The organism is Ferruginibacter sp. SUN106 (assembly GCF_050611765.1).
Classification (GTDB): Bacteria; Bacteroidota; Bacteroidia; order Chitinophagales; family Chitinophagaceae; genus Ferruginibacter.
Window position 1 is genome coordinate 847,486 of the sequence record NZ_JBODJC010000003.1, and the last position, 17,652, is coordinate 865,137.

Annotated in this window: 17 protein-coding genes; 6 read left to right on the top strand and 11 right to left on the bottom strand. The window is 36.6% G+C overall.

Annotation, left to right across the window (positions count from 1 at the left end; translation table 11 throughout):
* Positions 1-7: 7 nt before the first annotated feature.
* Both ACQ334_RS15120 and ACQ334_RS15125 read left to right on the top strand, forming a co-directional pair.
* Entirely contained in the window at positions 8-424 is a 417-nt protein-coding gene (locus ACQ334_RS15120) for an SH3 domain-containing protein (RefSeq protein ID WP_430989078.1), read from the top strand.
* 107 nt (positions 425-531) lie between these two features.
* Complete coding sequence (locus ACQ334_RS15125; protein WP_430989079.1) at positions 532-1,227, top strand: thioredoxin domain-containing protein; 696 nt, start codon at positions 532-534, stop codon at positions 1,225-1,227.
* Positions 1,228-1,299: 72 nt separating this feature from the next.
* On the opposite strand, the gene ACQ334_RS15130 is transcribed toward ACQ334_RS15125, so the two are convergent.
* Positions 1,300-2,352 (bottom strand): formimidoylglutamase, encoded by a 1,053-nt coding sequence (locus ACQ334_RS15130; protein ID WP_430989080.1) that lies wholly within the window; start codon positions 2,350-2,352, stop codon positions 1,300-1,302.
* A gap of 24 nt (positions 2,353-2,376) precedes the next feature.
* On the bottom strand, positions 2,377-3,453 hold the full coding sequence (locus ACQ334_RS15135) for a hypothetical protein (RefSeq protein WP_430989081.1): 1,077 nt from the start codon (positions 3,451-3,453) through the stop codon (positions 2,377-2,379).
* Positions 3,454-3,543: 90 nt separating this feature from the next.
* Here ACQ334_RS15135 and ACQ334_RS15140 point away from each other — a divergent pair, with 90 nt between their 5' ends.
* Positions 3,544-4,542, top strand: coding sequence for an alpha/beta hydrolase (locus tag ACQ334_RS15140; RefSeq protein WP_430989082.1), 999 nt, complete (start codon positions 3,544-3,546; stop codon positions 4,540-4,542).
* A gap of 27 nt (positions 4,543-4,569) precedes the next feature.
* Complete coding sequence (locus ACQ334_RS15145) at positions 4,570-5,364, top strand: FkbM family methyltransferase (protein WP_430989083.1); 795 nt, start codon at positions 4,570-4,572, stop codon at positions 5,362-5,364.
* Between the two features lie 33 nt (positions 5,365-5,397).
* Here the strand turns inward: ACQ334_RS15145 and ACQ334_RS15150 are convergent, their stop codons facing one another.
* Complete coding sequence (locus ACQ334_RS15150) at positions 5,398-6,750, bottom strand: lipopolysaccharide biosynthesis protein (protein WP_430989084.1); 1,353 nt, start codon at positions 6,748-6,750, stop codon at positions 5,398-5,400.
* Between the two features lie 27 nt (positions 6,751-6,777).
* On the opposite strand from ACQ334_RS15150, the gene ACQ334_RS15155 reads away from it, so the two are divergent.
* Complete coding sequence (locus tag ACQ334_RS15155) at positions 6,778-7,836, top strand: glycosyltransferase family 9 protein (RefSeq protein WP_430989085.1); 1,059 nt, start codon at positions 6,778-6,780, stop codon at positions 7,834-7,836.
* Positions 7,837-7,839: 3 nt separating this feature from the next.
* Here ACQ334_RS15155 and ACQ334_RS15160 read toward each other — a convergent pair whose 3' ends face one another.
* Positions 7,840-8,544, bottom strand: a complete 705-nt coding sequence (locus tag ACQ334_RS15160; RefSeq protein WP_430989086.1) for a hypothetical protein — start codon at positions 8,542-8,544, stop codon at positions 7,840-7,842.
* Between the two features lie 121 nt (positions 8,545-8,665).
* Complete coding sequence (locus tag ACQ334_RS15165; protein WP_430989087.1) at positions 8,666-9,190, bottom strand: hypothetical protein; 525 nt, start codon at positions 9,188-9,190, stop codon at positions 8,666-8,668.
* 109 nt (positions 9,191-9,299) lie between these two features.
* On the opposite strand from ACQ334_RS15165, the gene ACQ334_RS15170 reads away from it, so the two are divergent.
* The gene (locus tag ACQ334_RS15170) at positions 9,300-10,292 is read left to right on the top strand and encodes an ion channel (protein WP_430989088.1); all 993 of its coding nucleotides are present in this window, start codon (positions 9,300-9,302) and stop codon (positions 10,290-10,292) included.
* Between the two features lie 15 nt (positions 10,293-10,307).
* On the opposite strand, the gene tpiA is transcribed toward ACQ334_RS15170, so the two are convergent.
* The 6 genes from tpiA to ACQ334_RS15200 form a co-directional block, all read right to left on the bottom strand.
* Positions 10,308-11,069, bottom strand: a complete 762-nt coding sequence (gene tpiA / locus ACQ334_RS15175) for a triose-phosphate isomerase (RefSeq protein WP_430989089.1) — start codon at positions 11,067-11,069, stop codon at positions 10,308-10,310.
* Between the two features lie 10 nt (positions 11,070-11,079).
* On the bottom strand, positions 11,080-12,264 hold the full coding sequence (locus ACQ334_RS15180; RefSeq protein ID WP_430989090.1) for a putative sugar nucleotidyl transferase: 1,185 nt from the start codon (positions 12,262-12,264) through the stop codon (positions 11,080-11,082).
* Between the two features lie 252 nt (positions 12,265-12,516).
* Entirely contained in the window at positions 12,517-12,771 is a 255-nt protein-coding gene (locus tag ACQ334_RS15185) for a type B 50S ribosomal protein L31 (RefSeq protein WP_430989091.1), read from the bottom strand.
* Positions 12,772-12,935: 164 nt separating this feature from the next.
* Positions 12,936-13,445 (bottom strand): YajQ family cyclic di-GMP-binding protein, encoded by a 510-nt coding sequence (locus tag ACQ334_RS15190; protein WP_430989092.1) that lies wholly within the window; start codon positions 13,443-13,445, stop codon positions 12,936-12,938.
* A 90-nt stretch (positions 13,446-13,535) separates the two neighbouring features.
* On the bottom strand, positions 13,536-15,986 hold the full coding sequence (locus ACQ334_RS15195; protein ID WP_430989093.1) for a TonB-dependent receptor domain-containing protein: 2,451 nt from the start codon (positions 15,984-15,986) through the stop codon (positions 13,536-13,538).
* A gap of 275 nt (positions 15,987-16,261) precedes the next feature.
* Positions 16,262-17,578: a prolipoprotein diacylglyceryl transferase gene (locus ACQ334_RS15200; protein WP_430989094.1), complete on the bottom strand. Its 1,317-nt coding sequence runs from the start codon at positions 17,576-17,578 to the stop codon at positions 16,262-16,264.
* Positions 17,579-17,652: the final 74 nt, after the last annotated feature.

Genomic DNA, 17,652 nt, shown 5'->3' on the forward strand with positions numbered 1-17,652 from the left:
AAACAAAATGGCATTACAAGATAAATATGCTGAATTGATACAAGCTGCAACTACGGCTGGTGTTGAAAATTTAGCCGTAGCAGAAAAAGATGGTGTACTACATGTTAGTGGCACTGCAAAAAGCACAGCTGATTATGATGCACTTTGGGCGCTATACAATAAAATTGACCCCAATATGGCCAGTGGCGACCTGATGATGAATGTTGATATTAAAGCAGATGCAGGTGCTCAATTAAAAGTAACTACCGACTCTACCAATCTTAACATCAGAAGTACGCCAAGTACTGATGGTGAAATTGTAGGTAAAGCAGCACATGACGAAGTGGTTACATTAGTTGAAAAAACTGACGACAGCTGGTGGAAAATTAAAACCGCTGACGGTGAAGAAGGTTATGCATATGCACAATACCTTTCTCCGATGTAATAAAGTGATCAGACGTCAAGACGGTTGTAACCGTCAGACGCCTAAAATAAAAAAGCCATTCTTGAAAGAGGATGGCTTTTTGTATATAGTTTAAGTAAGTTTGCATCATGAAAACTATACTACGATTTCTATACAGCTTCTCTTTAAGTTTATTCATTTGTTCCTGTACTGCACAAACAACCACCAATTTAAGTGCTGATGAATTTGAAAAAGGAATTACAAAAGATTCCATACAAATCCTTGATGTGAGAACGCCTGGAGAATACTCGTCAGGTCATATTAAAAATACACTCTTAGCCAACTGGAACGACCCGAAAGAATTTGACCGCAGAGTAGCATTTATTGATAAAAATAAACCTGTGTTTGTGTATTGCCTTGCAGGTGGCAGAAGCGCTGCTGCAGCTGAAAAAATGAGGTCCATAGGTTTTACAAAAGTATACGAATTAAAAGGTGGCATTAATGCCTGGAAAGCGGCTAATAAAAACCTGGAAGGTGCTACCACCACAAAACAAATGAGCATTGCAGAATTCAATACTGCCATCAATTCATCAAAAACTGTATTGGTAGATTTTGGTGCCACCTGGTGCCCGCCATGCAAAACAATGGAGCCGGTCCTACAAAGCCTTCAAAAAAATAATGCCGGAAAATTTACATTGCTAAAAGTAGATGGCGGAAATGACCAAACCATTTTAAAGCAATACCAGGTAACTGCATTGCCGGTGTTCATTGTATTTAAAAATGGTAAAGAAGTGTGGAGAAAAGATGGTGTTGCAGAAGAGAAAGAAATAGCAGCACATCTTTAGGTATCAGCACGGTTGTAACCGTCAGATACCTACATGCCACAGGATTAACCTGTCTGACGGTTACAACCGTGGTTAATCCTGTGCATTGGCTTTTACAAAATCACTTACTAAATAAGCAATCAATTTTCCCGTACTATCATCCTTTCTGCCATCCGCTAATTGTGTGGCACCTTCACAAATATGCAGGTACGCTACTTTAGCATCGGTAGCAGCAAAATTAATATACTGCCTGGCCTGCAAAGCACTGATACCACTTGGGGTTGCTGCACTACTCAATACGTTTTCAATGCAATCCAAATCCAGCTCTATGCCCGTAGGATTGTCTTCGGTAAAACCGGTAGCATGCGCTACAGCTTGTATAAAATTCTTTCTTTCATGAATAAAAATTTCTTCAAAAGTGATATAATCGATAAAAGGATTATTATGAATATCCATTAAAACACTTTGCGAAATATTATTTTCATGTACGCCAATCATGCAATATTTACCCAGGTAACCATCTTCCTCTGCATATTTAAAACCATTGCCACTATGCCGGCCTTCTGTTGGAGAATAATCTGTATGTGCATCTAAGTTTACACAATTAATTTGTGCTAAAGGAATGCTACCTGCTTTCAGCAACCCTTTGGCCACTCCTTTAATGATAGGATATGCATTATTATGGCCGCCGCCAATAACGATGGGTATTTTTTTACTGGCAGCAATTACCTTCAGCATATTTTCCACTTCTTCGTCAATAATATTTACGGCATGGCGGTAAGCTTCTATCAATTCATCAGGATTGTAAGCATAACTGTCAATTAAAAACTTGATGTCCCCAAAATCAAAATGACCGAGTAATAAAATATTATCTCCCGGTAAAAAATCATTACTCTTATTATTTAAAAAAGAAGACAAAAAAGAAAGCCATGCTGTGGTGGTGCCACCTGTTCCATAGTTTGCCCTTACACCAATATCTTCGGGAATACCAATCAGCACATATTTGGCAGGCGATTGCTGCAATACTTCAGGCCACTCGCCATCAGTTTTCAGATATTGTAGCCGCTCTCCCACTTTGGTTTCAAAGCGTCGTACTTTGGTGAGCGACAAAATATCTTCTTTGGTGTAAAACTTAAAATGTTTCATTAAGGGAAGTTAAAGAAATTATTATTATTTCTTATTACTATCAATGATATCATTTAATCTTTGCTGGTCAAATCCCGGCTTCTTACGATAAACTGCTATAAGAGAATCTGCTTGTACAGAATTCCCTTTTCCCAACTCAAAAGAAATATTTTCAATATATGCCCTTTGAAAATCGGGCATATTATTCAATAACCTTTTTATACACAGGATACTGCTGTCTTTTTGCCCTAATAGCTTATAGGAAAGAAACCGGTGATAATCGAGCAAAGGATCTTTATTTATCTGCACATCAAGGGCATTTACAGCTGCCAGCATTTTTACATAATCCTGGTGCATATAATAGCCATCTATCATCATGAGATTCATGCTTCTTTCGTTTGGAAAATTATCCCTGAATTCTTTCAGCGCCTCATCGTATTCCGCAAGAGATAAACCTTCAGAAACGTATACATTCAGCAATAACACCATTTTTGTTTTCCTAAGGTATTGAGGCAACGAATTATAAATAACTTTTGCTTCTGAACTTTTACCCTTTTGATAAAGCGTTTTGATTTCATTTATTTTTTTTAACCCCTCCTCCTCCTGGCCAACATTATGTAGTGTAGCAAAATACATCTGATGCATTGTTTCAGAAAGCATTTCTCCTGTAGAATACATGTAACCATCCGCAATCTTACACTTATCACCTGCCATTACCAGTTCAAAATCCTGGTAGTTAAGCCCGGCATCTTTTTCCCTGAAAAACCGAAAGATAATATGATATACATGGTTTGTCTCGTAACATTTAATAAAAGTATACTTATCCCCATCATTAAAAGTTTCCACAATCTTGCTCCCAAGTTTTAATGTTTCCATTACACCGTTACCAAATCCTCTTGCATCACTTGTTTTTGGCAATGCCATTCTTTTAATGAATTCTTTTTTATCAATAGCATCATCTAAAAACCCGCTGTTTCTTTTATTAATGGTAAGCTCAATTTCTTTGGCAAACGCTATTGCATCTTCTTTAGTTACCAATTTGGCAGGGCGGCTGCAACCAGCGGCCACTAACAACACTACCAATAAAAGTTGCACATATTTTATAGTACCCGTAATCCCCATAGATTTTTTTCAACAAGATAATAAAATATATTCCCTTTTGGCAATGCTTTCTTTTCAATAGAAAAAATGTAGCTTCATAAAAAATTGCTTATGCGCTGGTTAAAAATATTATTGTACATAATTGGCATTTTAATTATCGTGTATTTATTCGGGCCTCGTCCGGAAACACCTAAATACACTACCTCGCTACCTTTAATGCCCGCTATAAACGAACTGGATAAATTTGTTGCTGCCAATGAAGCTAAGCACAAACTAAAACCTGATAACGAAGCAAGAATTGTATGGGCCAATGACAGCCTGAAACAAAAAACTGAATATGCTATTGTGTATTTACATGGCTTTTCTGCTTCGCAGGAAGAAGGTGATCCGGTACACCGTAATATTGCGAAAACATTTGGCTGCAATTTATACCTGTCAAGATTAGCTGAACATGGTATTGATACCTCCGAACAGTTAGTGAACCTTACTGCAGATAATTATTGGGAAAGCGTAAAAGAGGCTTTTGCCATTGGTAAAAAACTAGGTAACAAAGTTATAGTGATGGGCACCAGTACAGGTGCAACGCAGGCCATACAATTAGCCGCCACTTATCCCAATGAAATTGCCGGACTGATTTTATACTCTCCTAATATTGCTATCAATGATAAAAATGCCTGGTTGCTTAATGACCATTGGGGATTACAAATAGCAAGGCTGGTTAAAGGCTGTAATTACAACGACCCTGACGATAAGCGTTCTATTTACAAACAATACTGGAATAAACCTTACCGCCTTGAAGCCTTAGTAACATTGGAAGAAATGCTGGAAACCACCATGAATAAAGACAATTACAGCAAGGTAAAACAACCCGTATTGATGCTCTATTATTATAAAGATGAACAAAACCAGGACAAAGTGGTAAAAGTAAGCGCTATGAAAGAAATGTTTGAAGCATTAGCTACCGACTCTCTGCATAAAAAAGCAGTAGCCATACCTGATGCAGGAAATCATGTTATTGCATCACCAATAAAATCAGGCGATGTGATAAGTGTGGAAAATGAAACGAAAAAATTTTTAGAAGAAGTGATGCAAATGAAAGCCGTAAAATAACTTTTCGTTTCTCTTGCAAACAGTGCCATGTTAACTACAGTAAAAAATATTTTAAAAAAGTTAAGGCTGTTTAATCAGCTTAAATACTCTGGCATTGGTAACCTGTATTATAAATGGTTTAACCGGCCACAACATAAAGCAGCCCTGAAAGAGCTGGCATTTTATCAATCGTTTTTACCATCGTGTAAACTAATATTCGATATTGGTGCCAATGATGGACACAAGACTATTGTTTTTAAAAAACTTGCCGGCAAAGTAGTGGCCTGCGATCCTGATCCTCACAATATTGAAATACTTGGTATTCGTTTTGGTAACAGCAAAAATGTTACCATAGAACCATTTGCAATAACGGATTATATTGGAGAATGCAACTTTTACATTCAGCAACCCGGCTCTCCATTAAACAGTGTTAACCCGCAATGGAAAACAATACTGGAAGAAGATAATAACAACAGGTGGATTGAACCTGTAAAATTTTCAGAAGTAATACTGAAAGCAAAAACCACAACCCTTGATACATTAATAACTAAACATGGTATACCTGATTTTATAAAGATTGATGTAGAAGGCAATGAACAAAACGTTTTAAAAGGGCTATCACATACAGTAAACTATATTTCTTTTGAAGTATTGTTACCTGAATTTTTGAATGAGGCTACAGAGTGCCTGAATTTATTATTGAGTATAAATAAAAACTATCACTTTAATTATTCTGTAGATGAAACCACTATGTTACAGGAGTTTTTAAACTACGATAATTTTACAAGCTTACTGCATACACTTACTATTCCTCATTTAGAAATAATTGCGGCAATAAAATAAGTTTGTTATTACAATCCGCTGCAACGCTATTCGCTATTTATTTTTTTTAGCTACAGAAAATAAAATACTGCTGTATCTGCTATAGAACTGCAAACGTTTATGTACAAAAAAAGAAAGCAGCAGGTTATATAAAAAAATACTTGACCAGGAAACTGCTATTGCTGCTTTCAGTCCGTACAAAGGAATAAGTACCGCATTTGCAATAGCTTCCACAATAAGAATGATCAGTAATGCATAAAAAGAAAAACGTTCATTGCCTGATGCTTTTAAAACAAGATTGGATGAGCCAAAAAGAGAATTGAAAATTGGTGCGCTGCAAAGAATAAGAAGCAGTATATACATTTCAGGTGAGGCAACAGCAAAACTTTGCAGGTAGAAATAACCAATTGCCGATACACCTAAAAAACAAAGTACTGCCAATAACAGAATTGTTTTTGCAGAATTTTTAAACAGTTTTTTTGCTTCTTCAATATTTTTGTTACCAAAATAATGGGCAAATTTTTGTGGCAGGAAATAATTAAATAAAACATCTGGCACAAAAACAAGATCTGAAATACGCAACAATATCTGGTACCGGGCTGCATCTTCATTTTTAGTAAAAAAGCCCAAAAACAGTAATTCCATACGGGTAAAAATATTGTACCCCAGGTATATGCACATAAAATAAAAACATTTGCTTAACCACTTTTCTGTTGCCATAGCTGCTGATGGTTCAAGGTGAAAATTTTTCCTGTAAACTTTTATGGCAAAGAAAAAAAGGCAGATAGTAATACCGGCAAATACCAACAGATTAATGTCATATAAAGCAGATAAAGACAATTGTACTTTGTATTTATAATACCAGAGTATTACGATAAACAGCACCAGCGGTTTTAAAAAATCTTCCAGCCATTGCACTTTGGTAACCCAATGAAATATTTTTAAAAAAGATCTTAGCAATACCAGTGCAGTAAATAAAAAAATAAGTAATAAAAATGCCGGCACCTGGTCTGCTTCTAAAAAATCCAATGCGCTTTTATTGTAGTTGGCAAGCCATAAAATCAATAGTGTAAAAACAGTGTACAGCACGATGAATGTTGCAATGGCCTTTTTAAGTATGTAAGCAGTTGTTATCTTGCCCGAACTATTTTTAGGTAGCTGAGGTATTTTCTGCATCAGGTAACCATCCCATCCAAAAGTGAGCAAAGTACTGATCAGGGATACCCAGCTGACAAAAACTGTGTATTTTCCGTATTGAGTGAGGCCGATTAACCTGATAAGGTAGATGTTGGAGACATATACTAAAACCAGCCCGATTGCCCATACAAAAAATGTTTTACTTAGCTTTGACAACTCAACAGTGTTATCAAAATAATTTTTACGTATGGTTGTAAATAATTTTATCATTCTTTGTACTTGCAGCAATTAAAATTAATGAAACTACTACCAGTAAAAAAAAGAAAGATTGCAATACTTTTTACCGCAGGCCTGGGAGATGCATTGCTTTATATCCCCTTGTTGAAAGAATTAAAGAAAAAACAATTTCATGTTACCGGTATTTTTTATTCCAGGTACAAAAATGATTGTTTATTTGATGATACGCTGCTGAACGTTAAAGTACACATCAATTCAAAATTATCATTGCTTATGTACGTGTTGACGAGGCTGAAACATTTCGCCAATATTTACATAAATCATACTGGTGGTGGAAAGATCATTACTACAGCGGCGAAAATATGTGGCAAACGCACAACCAAAACAAATGCTTTTACAAAAAAACTGGTGCCAGGCAAAAGAAATAAGAAAGTCGTTTTAAATTTTACTGATGCAGAACAAAACCTGCATTTATTATATAGTTCTCAAAATGCAGCAATAAAACAAATCAGCGATTATTTCCTGCCTCATCCGGTAATACAATCCCAATTGGTAAAAAAATATATAGCAAATCAACGAGGACCATACTTTATAGTGCAGGTCTCTGCAGGTAACAATGCCACGCCTTATAAAAACTGGCCGGTTAAGCACTGGCTTACGCTGATGAATATGTTATGCAAATCGCACAAAACAATTGATTTCATCATTTTAGGAGATGCTACAGAAACGGAATACATCAAAGCTTTTAATGACCCCGGATTTACTAATTGCAAAGTGTTGATAGGAAAAACTTCTGTAGAAGAAGCATTTAACTTAGTGGCCCACAGCAATGGCTATATTGGTTTAGATAGCGGCATTATGCACATGGCTGTAACATTGCAGAAAAAAACAGTCTCAATTTTTGGTGCCAGCAGCGAAACATTATACGGTTACTCTTTTTTAGATAGCACCAATCACAAAGTAATTATCAGCGATATTAACTGCAGGCCTTGCTCTGGCTGGATAAATGCCAATACAACCAGGGTTTCCGATCCGATGCAATGCCCCGACTTTGCCTGCCTCAGTACAATCGATCCCCTTTTTGTTTATAACCAGGTGAACGCACATTTTCACCTTTAGGTTTTAGTTTGCAATTTCTCTACCAGGTTCTTTATATGTAGAAAACCACAAGCAGCCTAAAAAAGCACTCCAGGCAAAATAATTGATCCGCATTAAAGCAAAGTCGAGCACAACAAAAAGTATAAAAGCACCTATTAATAATTTATCAAACCGTTTTGTAAAAAAACCAATAACAAAAATCAGTTCAGCAAGTGTGGCACTTAAATACAGCGTGTAAGAAAGTAGATTATGGTTAGACAGGTAATAAACACAACGGGAGAACCAGTCACCGGGGGCCACAGTTATATAAGGCGCATGTTGACGGATAAGAATGGCGCTCATTTCCTCCATATTAAAAATCCCTCCTCCACGTATTTTCCAAAGCCCGGCCGAAAAAAATATCAGTAAAAAAACATACCGCATGCAATGCAAGGCATAATAAAATCCTTTATCAGTACGTAAGGCAAAAATCAATGGAATTATCATCCAGCCTGTAAAACCTTCCACACTTAACATCCCCAGCGAAGTAATCAACAATGCATATACAAGATTAACTAAGCCTGTAATTATTGCTACCGGATATTGCCATTTATTTCTCTTACTGCTTAAAACTAATAATAAAAGGGGTAATACATAATAAACAATATCAAATGACAACTGCAACCAACTGCTTTTAATCACTGCATTTTGAATGCCTGTAACAAATAAAATATTCTGGGTAAAATCCAAACGGTTAATAAAAAAAACCGGTTTAAGCTGGTGCAACAATAAACCATGAAAAAGAAGCCAGCAATAGCTTATAGTAAAACAAAAAAAATAAAAAAGAATAAACCTTTTTCTATGGGATTGATTAAGGAACAATGCAGGTAAGTTTAAAAGGTGTATCAATAGCCGCTAATACTCCGTTTTGCCATACATAATGCTGCTCGTATACTTTAAGTGATGTTACAGGCACTCCTGCGATGGCTTTAATTTTTTCTTTATACCAGTTGGTAAATGTGGTGTCAGCAATTGCCGGGTTAAATTTATCATGCTGCATAAATGAGGCAAGCCCTGTGTACCCTACATATTTTTTCATTGTAGCATACACTTCTGCATTAACAGTTTTATATTTTTGATATCGTTCAATATATATCTGTATAACATCCCTCTCCGTAAATGAAATTGCTGCATTGTTTATCATTTTATCATTAGCAACCACTGTATAAACGGTTTGAGTATCTTTTAAATAAAATTTACCCGCAAACATGCCATACTCAAAAACCGGTGTTGCCACCAAACCCCATTTATAATTTATAAAAAGAAATGAAATTACAAAGGCAATAAAAACAAAAAACATCACCTTACTATACCGGTATAATTTTTTTATGAACATAAAAGTTCAACTGAGTTAAGTAGTATCAAAGTTAAGACTATTTGATATGCTCTGCTTTTTTTATCCGACTAAAAATTATCCTTAAATTACAGCATTCAAAATAAACAACATGGCACTCCTTCGTAAATTAAACACCAAAGCTAAAACAGCTATCAACACCGGTTTTGGAGTAAATGCATCAGATTATGGCGGCCGGTTTTTAAATAAAAACGGGCAGCCCAATATTCAAAAAAAAGGTATTGGTTTACTGGAAAGGATAAGCTGGTATCATTCTTTGCTTTCGCTTCCCAGGTGGAAATTTTTACTTACACTATTTACTTTCTTTATTGTAGCTAATTTTATTTTTGCCTGTGTGTATTATTTTGTTGGCGTAAACCATTTAGTGGGGCTGAATACAGGTTCTGAATTAGAAAAATTTGGTGAAGCTTTTTTCTTCAGCGCACAAACTTTTACTACAGTTGGTTATGGAAGAATAAGCCCATCCGGATACCTTGCCAGCACTATTGCGGCATTTGAAGCATTGATTGGGTTATTGAGTTTCGCCATTGCCACCGGCTTATTTTATGGAAGATTCAGTAAGCCTACAGCCTATCTTAAATTTTCAGGCAATGCTATCATTGCGCCATTTAAAGAAGGTACTGCACTAATGTTACGCATTGCTCCTTTTAAAAACACCACACTAACCGATGCTGAAGCTAAAGTAACTTTGGGTATGTCTGTAGAAGAAAATGGAAAAGTTGCCAATAAATTTTTTCCCTTGCTGTTAGAATACGATCATGTAAATGCACTCACACTAAGCTGGACTATTGTTCACCCCATTACAGAAGACAGCCCTATCTATGGTTATAGTAAAGAAGATTTTGAAAACACCCGGGGCGAATTAATGATCTTTATAAAAGCGTTTGACGATATGTTCAGCAATACCGTTGTGGCACGCAGTTCTTACACTTTTAAAGAAATTGTATTTGGTGCCAGGTTCAATCCTATGTATTATCGCAACGAAGAAGCTAACAACACTGTTTTAGATATAGAAAAATTAAACAGCTTTACCGAAGTAGCTATTGCTGAGAAAAGCCAGGTATCCGGTAAAGCTGTTAGCTGATTACAGTTCTGATTATTATTTTAATCCATTAATGATGGCCGCAAATTCTGCAGCAATTAATGAAGCGCCGCCTACTAAGCCTCCATCAACATCTGGTTTGCCAAATATTTCTTTTGCATTACTCGCTTTTACACTTCCTCCATATAAAATAGAAATGCTGTCGGCAACAGTATTGCCATACTGAGCAGCTAATACGCTACGGATATGTGCATGCATTTCCTGCGCCTGTCCACTGGTAGCAGTTTTGCCGGTACCGATTGCCCAGATGGGTTCGTAAGCAATTATAAAACCTGTTAATTGTTCTGCTGTTAAATGAAATAAACTTTCTTTAAGCTGTGTTTCTACATAACTGTTTTGTGTATCCACTTCTCTGATAGCTAAAGGCTCGCCGCAACAAAAAACCGGTACCATCCCATTTTCAAAACAGATATTTACTTTTTCGGCAAGCATGGCATTGCTTTCACTAAAATATTCACGACGTTCGCTATGGCCTAATACCACATATTGTATACCAATACTTTTCAGCATCTCTGCACTTACTTCACCTGTATAAGCTCCGCTTTTTTTGTTATTGCAGTTTTGCGCTGCCACAAAAACATTTTTCTTACCGGCTAATTTATTTTTTATGGAAATTAAATAAGGAAAAGGCACTGCAAAAATTGCAAGTTGGTTTTCTGTTAGTTCGTGTGGTGTACTTAATAATTCGTCAATTAGTGTTTCGCCCTGTTGAAGAGTCAGATTCATTTTCCAGTTGGCTGCTGCAATTTGTTTACGCATTGATGTTGGTTTAATTTTTTTTGTAAATATCCGTCAAAATTTTTGTTTCTTTTTCAGTAATTGAAAAGCCTTTTAATTGCTTCCATTTATTGATGTCTTCTAAAGCATTATTTAATTTATATTTTGTAATACCATCGCAACCCCAGCTAAAATGCTCAATGTATTTTGGTGTAAGCCCTTGTGCAAACACATTACTGCAAATACCCACTACAGTTCCGGTGTTAAAAGAAGTATTGATAGCGGCTTTAGAATAATCTCCCATTAATAAACCGCCTTTATTTCCTGCACTCATCTCTTTTTTATCAGCATGTACCCAGTATTTCACTTCACCACAATTATTTTTGATATTGCTGTTGCTGGTTCCTGCGCCAAGGTTACACCACTCTCCTATAACACTATCGCCTAAATATCCATCGTGGGCTTTATTGCTGTAAGCCATTAACACAGAATTTTTTATTTCTCCTCCAACCAGGCAATAAGGGCCAATAGTAGTAGCGCCATAAAATTTACTGCCCATTTTTGCAAGGCTGCCTTCGCACATCGCAAACGGCCCCCTCACCATGCAGCCTTCCATCAGTTCTGCATTCTTACCAATATAAATGGGACCTGCAGAGGCATTTAAAATGCAATGCTCCACTTTTGCTCCAGGTTCTAAAAATATCTGGGAAGGGTTAATGAGCTTGTTGGTTTTTGAAATGGGTTTACTTTTTCTTTTAGCAGTGATCAATTTAAAATCTTCTCTTATGGCCCAATCATTCAATTGAAATATCTGCCAGGGATAATGTAATACTTTTAAACTTTCGTCATGCTCCACCGAACGGCTGATCTTTATTTTATGGAGGCCCTGTACTTCTTTTTCAGAAAATTTATAAGCAATACCGCCTTCATCTTTCACCGACAAAAATTCACCCTGTTGTAATTTTTTTATTTTGTTGATGATAGCCATTGTTGGTAATACATTGGCATGTACCATCAGGTAAATGTCTTTACCTATATTCTTATCAATTTTTACTGAATGCTCATCATCAAGATAATAACCTTCCCATTTGTCGAACGAAGGCAGTTTCAGCAGCTTTTCCCATTTTTCCCTGATAGTTAAAATGCCAACACGGATATCCTGGATATGCCGGGTAAGTGTGAACGGATGAAGATTTTTTGGTTTGCAATATTCTTCGGTGAAAATTATCTTTTGCATATTGTAAAACTACTAAGAAGCAATGAAAAATAGTCCTGCAGATAAGAGCACCGCATTTATAATGATAATTCGCCTGCGGCGAATCCTTTTTTGCCACAGATTGCACAGATTTCACAGATTAGCATTTTCTTCTGTGGAATTTGTATAATCTGTGGCCACCTCACGGCAAAAAAAATCCCCCCGGAGAACCGAAGGGACTTAAAGTATAGCCATGAAAAACAAACTTCAAATAAAGATAATGATCTTTACCAATTATTTTGCCTTCTTTTCGTAACGTTTTTTGAACTTATCAATACGACCTGCAGTATCAACCAATACGTTTTTACCGGTATAAAAAGGATGAGAAGTATTTGAAATCTCCAGTTTAATCACCGGATATTCGTTTCCATCTTCCCATTTTACTGTTTCTTTACTGTATGCTGTTGAGCGGCTTAAAAATGAAGTGCCATTGCTCATGTCTTTGAAAACTACTGTTTTGTAAGTTTCCGGATGAATTCCTTTTTTCATAATTTTTCTGTTTTGCTATACGGATTTTGCCGTATAATACTTTTGTTAGGATGCAAATTTACTAAAAAAATGGGAATTATACGATTTCTGTTTAATTTTTCAGTGTTACAACATTTAAAACCTGCAACTTTTAGCTGGTGTTCGCTCTTAAAACATCGGGTTGCTTAACTTTTCATATTCACCACTGCCAAAGCTATACCCAGGTTCCAGCCCTTGCTTGCCTGTATAACTTCTTGTAAATCATCTATTTTTTTACCTGTTACCCTGATAATATCGTCCATTATGGCTGCCTGTACTTTGTAACCACTGTCTTTTATCAGTTTTACTATCTTTTTGGCATCTTCCTGTTTTATACCATTTCTTACCACCACTTCCTGTCGCACTACTTTACCACTCTGATGCGGCTCTTTACTAAAATCATACACTTCTGCTGCCAACCCCTGTTTCATGCTTCGGCTGATCATTACATCCCTTATTTGCCCGAGCTTCATTTCACTTTCGGCTTCCAGGCTCACCTTAAATTCCTTTTTATTCAATTCAATCACCACCGGGCTGCCTTTAAAATCAAACCTATTGGTAATTTCCTTACTTACAGTGTTGATGGCATTATCTAAGGTCTGCAGATCTACTTTACTTGAAAAATCAAAAGATGGCATAGCAATTATTTTTTTCAAAAGTACTAAAAAAGTTGAAGGTTGAAAGTTGAAAGTTAAAAGCATTGTCCAACCTTTTAACACCGCTTTCAACTTTCAACCTTCAACTTATTAATTGGCTCCTTTCACCCTGCTTTGCTCATCTCCTGCCCCACCAGACTTCCTGCTTTTTACACCTTTTAATGGTTTACCAAAGCGGTAGCTCAGGCTTAAAGTAACCACCCGGCTATCTCTTTGCTGACTAAAGCTTGCATCTGTACTTTGGATATTGATCTCTCCATGCGGAGTCATTGTTTTAAAGATGTCACGTACATTTAATTTTATTGTGCCTTTCTTTTTTAATACTTGTTTTTGTACACCAGCATTTAATTGACCTAATGAATGAATTAAAATCTGTGCTTCAATACCCTTGGTGCGGTAAAAGCCCGACAATTCAGCACTCCAGCCATTTTTAAAAGTAAACTGGTTGTTCATGTTCACAGTAAATGTTGTGGCATCTACATTTACCTGGCCCGAGGTAAATTCCCCTTTGTAGCTGCTGTAATTCAATTCGCCATAAGGTATAAACATCCACCATTTTGTTACCGGTACTTGTGCGCTTACAGATAAGCTGGCATTGTCAGAACTACCATAATTTCTGTGCGTAACCACAATGGCGTTACCGTTAGGTTCAAATACTTCGGTAAATAAAGCTTTTGTATGGGTGTAATTAACCGAGGTAGTTAAAAAATCCTTGTAGGTATGTGATGCTTCTAAAGTATTGGCAATAGAAGGTTGTAAAAACGGGTTACCCTGCTCGTAAGTATAATTATCAATGAAGAAAAGGAATGGGTTCAGGTCTTCATAATCGGGACGCCTGATCCTGCGGCCATAAGAAAATGACAATTGGTTTTTATCATTCGCTTTGTAGCTTACAAACACATTCGGGAATAAGCCTGTGTAACTATTTTTAAAAGATGAATCAGTGTGTAATGGATTACCAAACTGGTTGCCGCTGTTATTGGTATTTTCCATTCTTAAGCCGGCTTGCAGGCCCCATTTTTTTATTTCTTTAGATACATTAACATAGGCGGCATTAATGTTTTCCTTGTATTGAAAACGGTTGGTCTTTGAAAGATCCACCACTTTATTGCCTCCAACCATGTTAAAATAACCCGCAGTATTATCTGTATTTACATAACCAGATTTAATGCCTGTTTCTAATTTAATACCTCTTTTAAGATTCTGGTTGTAGTCCGCTTTAAAAGTGTAGATATTTACATCTGTAGGCAGATCTCCTACTAAATTATCGCCACCTGTACGCTGCCAGTTATCAGAATAATAGTTGTTTAAAAGATCCATTGTTTTACCCGATCTGTAACTTACATAATCCGCATCCATTGTTAATTCCCTTCCGGTTGAATCGAATGTATGGCGGTAATTAAAGTTGAGAGAACCATTTTTCCATGGGCCATCTTCATTATTTTGTGCAACAGCTATTGAATCTAAAGTTTTTACACCATCGTAGAAATAGGTAGTATTTAAACCATCCTGGCCATGGGATGCATTGAAGCCTGTTGCAACAAAACCAATCGTTGTTTTTTTAGATGCATAAAAATCCACCCCTATTTTACCATTGTAATTTTCATTTGTACGGTACATTAAAGCATCCTGTTCAAATATCCTGTCTATACTGCCGGTTGAATTTTTAAATTTCCTCAAGATGTACAGGTCCTGGTAATTTTTATCGAAACTGGCACTGAAATTACTGAACACATTAAACTTTCCGTTGCGGTAATTGAGGTTAATGCTGTTATTATTTCTTGCATAAAAACCCTGGCCGTAAGAAGTGTTGGCGCTACCATTAAAACCCTTTTGCTTGTTCTTTTTAGTTTTGATATTGATAATACCTGCCGTACCTGAAGCATCATACTTTGCAGAAGGGTTAGTCATTATTTCAATCTGGTCTAAATTACCAGATGGCATTGTTCTCAATAAATTGGTAAGATCCGCTCCTGTTAAATAAGCAGGTTTACCATCAATCATAATAGTAACGCCTGCTTTTCCTTTTAGGCTCACATTACCATCTTTATCTACTGTTACACCGGGGCTTTTTTCCAGCACTTCCAAAGCTGTAGTACCTGCATTTGAAATAGCGGCATCTACATTTACAATAGTGCGGTCGATCTTTCTTTCAATAAACGGCTTTTTAGATACAACGGTAACTCCAGCCAGGCTTTTATCCTGCGGAACCAACTGCAATACACCAACACTAACCGTTGGCTGCTCAGCTGAAATTGTAAACACTTTACTGTAGGTTTTGGAATGGCCAACGGAAGTAGCCAGTACTAAATAAGATCCATCCTTTACATTTTCAATAATAAAATTGCCTTCCTTGTCGGTAATGGCAACTTTAATCAAACCGGAATCTTTTGCTTTTAAAAGAGAAACTGAAGCGGCATCGATGATCTTTTGTTGTCCGCCGTCTTTAATGCTGCCGGTGATTTTGCCGGCTGTGTTTGTTTGGGCTTGGCTGCACATAGCAATAGTGCTTGCAACCAAAAGGTTGAAAAATTTTTTCATGACTATACTTTTTTGTTTTTAATTCCGGTGGCTAATCCGGAACGGCTATTAATAATTGCAGTTATATACTTTGATAACTACTTCACAAAAGTAGGTACTTTGTTTTGCATAGTACATTGTTTTATACTGAACGGCAAAATAAGTGGATAATCGGTATAAAACGTAAAATGAAAAGAAAACAGCTACTAAACTGTTACGGTGGAGCAATAGAAATAGTTACAACCACATATTATTAGTGGTAAACAGGTATTAATGAATAATGTAATTGGATTAGATCAACTTTCGGCCGCCTTTGATTTTTTTGATTGTATAATAATAAGCACCAGGCCCGAAATAAAAAGCAGTAAGGATATTATTTCAGCCTGTGTAGGACGTAATCCAAATATAGGAATGGTATTATTTACCCGTATTTTTTCTACAGCAAATCTCTCTAAACCGTTTAATACCAAATAAATGCCAAATATTATCCCTGGTGTTTTTATGCGTTTCCTGATGCTCCATAAGAAAAGGAAAAGCAAACTACAGGCAATTGTTTCATATAAGGGTGTAGGGAAAACCGGCACAGGCAACATTCTGTTGTGTTCATCATCGTCTCCGGCTATTTTCACTCCATCATCATTTACATTTTTGGGATAGCTGTAGGCAAATAACCAATCAGGTAAGAAAGAATTGTTCTTATAATAAATATGAGATACCTTTTCTAAAGAACTGAAAATCCTTCCATTATATTGATTTGCATCAGGCATTTTCCCGGTAAGGAAATAGGTAGAGTCTTTCTTCAGGACTTCCATAAATTCACCTTCTTTAGCCAACCTGACCTTTCCGTTAGCTTCAGCAACATAAGCACTATTGTAAACACCCCAATCGCCATCGCCTGCCACCTGGCAGCCAATTCTTCCAACTGCGTAAGCAATCATTAAAGCCGGTGCGGCAGAATCAACAAGGTGTATCAGCTTAATTCCTCTTTTGGTTGCATACCAAGAAATGGCAATTGCCGCAACAATTAAACCTCCATAAAAAGTAAGGCCGCTTTGCGAAAACAATCTTCCTATCGGATCTTTTACAAATTCATCCCAGTTTTCAAAATTATCAAACAACTTGGCACCCAAAATACCAAAGAGCAATCCAAGGATAATGATATCTCCCACCCTGTCATGCGGCCATATTCTTACATTGCGGCGTTCGGGTTCCTTTAGTTTTTGCTTATTTTTCTCGTACCATTTTAATCCGGCTAATAGTAAACCTATTGCCAGGCCACCAAGGATATTGCCTTGTTTAGAAAAAACATAATCCTGCGGATTCACATCATCGGGACGGCTAAAAATGAGCCCCAGCACCTTAAACCCAAAAATAAAACCTATCAGCCCATTAATCAACAACTCCAAAAATGAAGCAGGTTTTCCCACCGTAATCATCTCTTCCCTAGGCGATAACAAGCCTAACTTCTCTTTTCGCTTTAACTCACTTGTAAGCACTATAGCTGCCACAATAAAAGCTACAGCTACCATCAGGCCGAATGTATGTAAGATTCCAAGTCCTTGCCATTTTACTCCAAACCAGTCTTTAAAAACGTAGTATAAATCGGGATACATCCTATTTTTGATTTATGATTTTAGATTTCAGATTTTTATAAGCCGGAAAGCTATTAAAAATTTTACCTGCTTAT

Coding starts and splice junctions, on each gene's coding strand:
- ACQ334_RS15150 (WP_430989084.1), bottom strand. CDS start 6,750: ATGATAAAATTATTTACAACCATACGTAAAAATTATTTTGATAACACT.
- ACQ334_RS15130 (WP_430989080.1), bottom strand. CDS start 2,352: ATGAAACATTTTAAGTTTTACACCAAAGAAGATATTTTGTCGCTCACC.
- ACQ334_RS15200 (WP_430989094.1), bottom strand. CDS start 17,578: ATGTATCCCGATTTATACTACGTTTTTAAAGACTGGTTTGGAGTAAAA.
- ACQ334_RS15140 (WP_430989082.1), top strand. CDS start 3,544: ATGCGCTGGTTAAAAATATTATTGTACATAATTGGCATTTTAATTATC.
- ACQ334_RS15165 (WP_430989087.1), bottom strand. CDS start 9,190: ATGTTCATAAAAAAATTATACCGGTATAGTAAGGTGATGTTTTTTGTT.
- ACQ334_RS15195 (WP_430989093.1), bottom strand. CDS start 15,986: ATGAAAAAATTTTTCAACCTTTTGGTTGCAAGCACTATTGCTATGTGC.
- ACQ334_RS15135 (WP_430989081.1), bottom strand. CDS start 3,453: ATGGGGATTACGGGTACTATAAAATATGTGCAACTTTTATTGGTAGTG.
- ACQ334_RS15180 (WP_430989090.1), bottom strand. CDS start 12,264: ATGCAAAAGATAATTTTCACCGAAGAATATTGCAAACCAAAAAATCTT.
- ACQ334_RS15155 (WP_430989085.1), top strand. CDS start 6,778: ATGAAACTACTACCAGTAAAAAAAAGAAAGATTGCAATACTTTTTACC.
- ACQ334_RS15185 (WP_430989091.1), bottom strand. CDS start 12,771: ATGAAAAAAGGAATTCATCCGGAAACTTACAAAACAGTAGTTTTCAAA.
- tpiA (WP_430989089.1), bottom strand. CDS start 11,069: ATGCGTAAACAAATTGCAGCAGCCAACTGGAAAATGAATCTGACTCTT.
- ACQ334_RS15170 (WP_430989088.1), top strand. CDS start 9,300: ATGGCACTCCTTCGTAAATTAAACACCAAAGCTAAAACAGCTATCAAC.
- ACQ334_RS15125 (WP_430989079.1), top strand. CDS start 532: ATGAAAACTATACTACGATTTCTATACAGCTTCTCTTTAAGTTTATTC.
- ACQ334_RS15120 (WP_430989078.1), top strand. CDS start 8: ATGGCATTACAAGATAAATATGCTGAATTGATACAAGCTGCAACTACG.
- ACQ334_RS15145 (WP_430989083.1), top strand. CDS start 4,570: ATGTTAACTACAGTAAAAAATATTTTAAAAAAGTTAAGGCTGTTTAAT.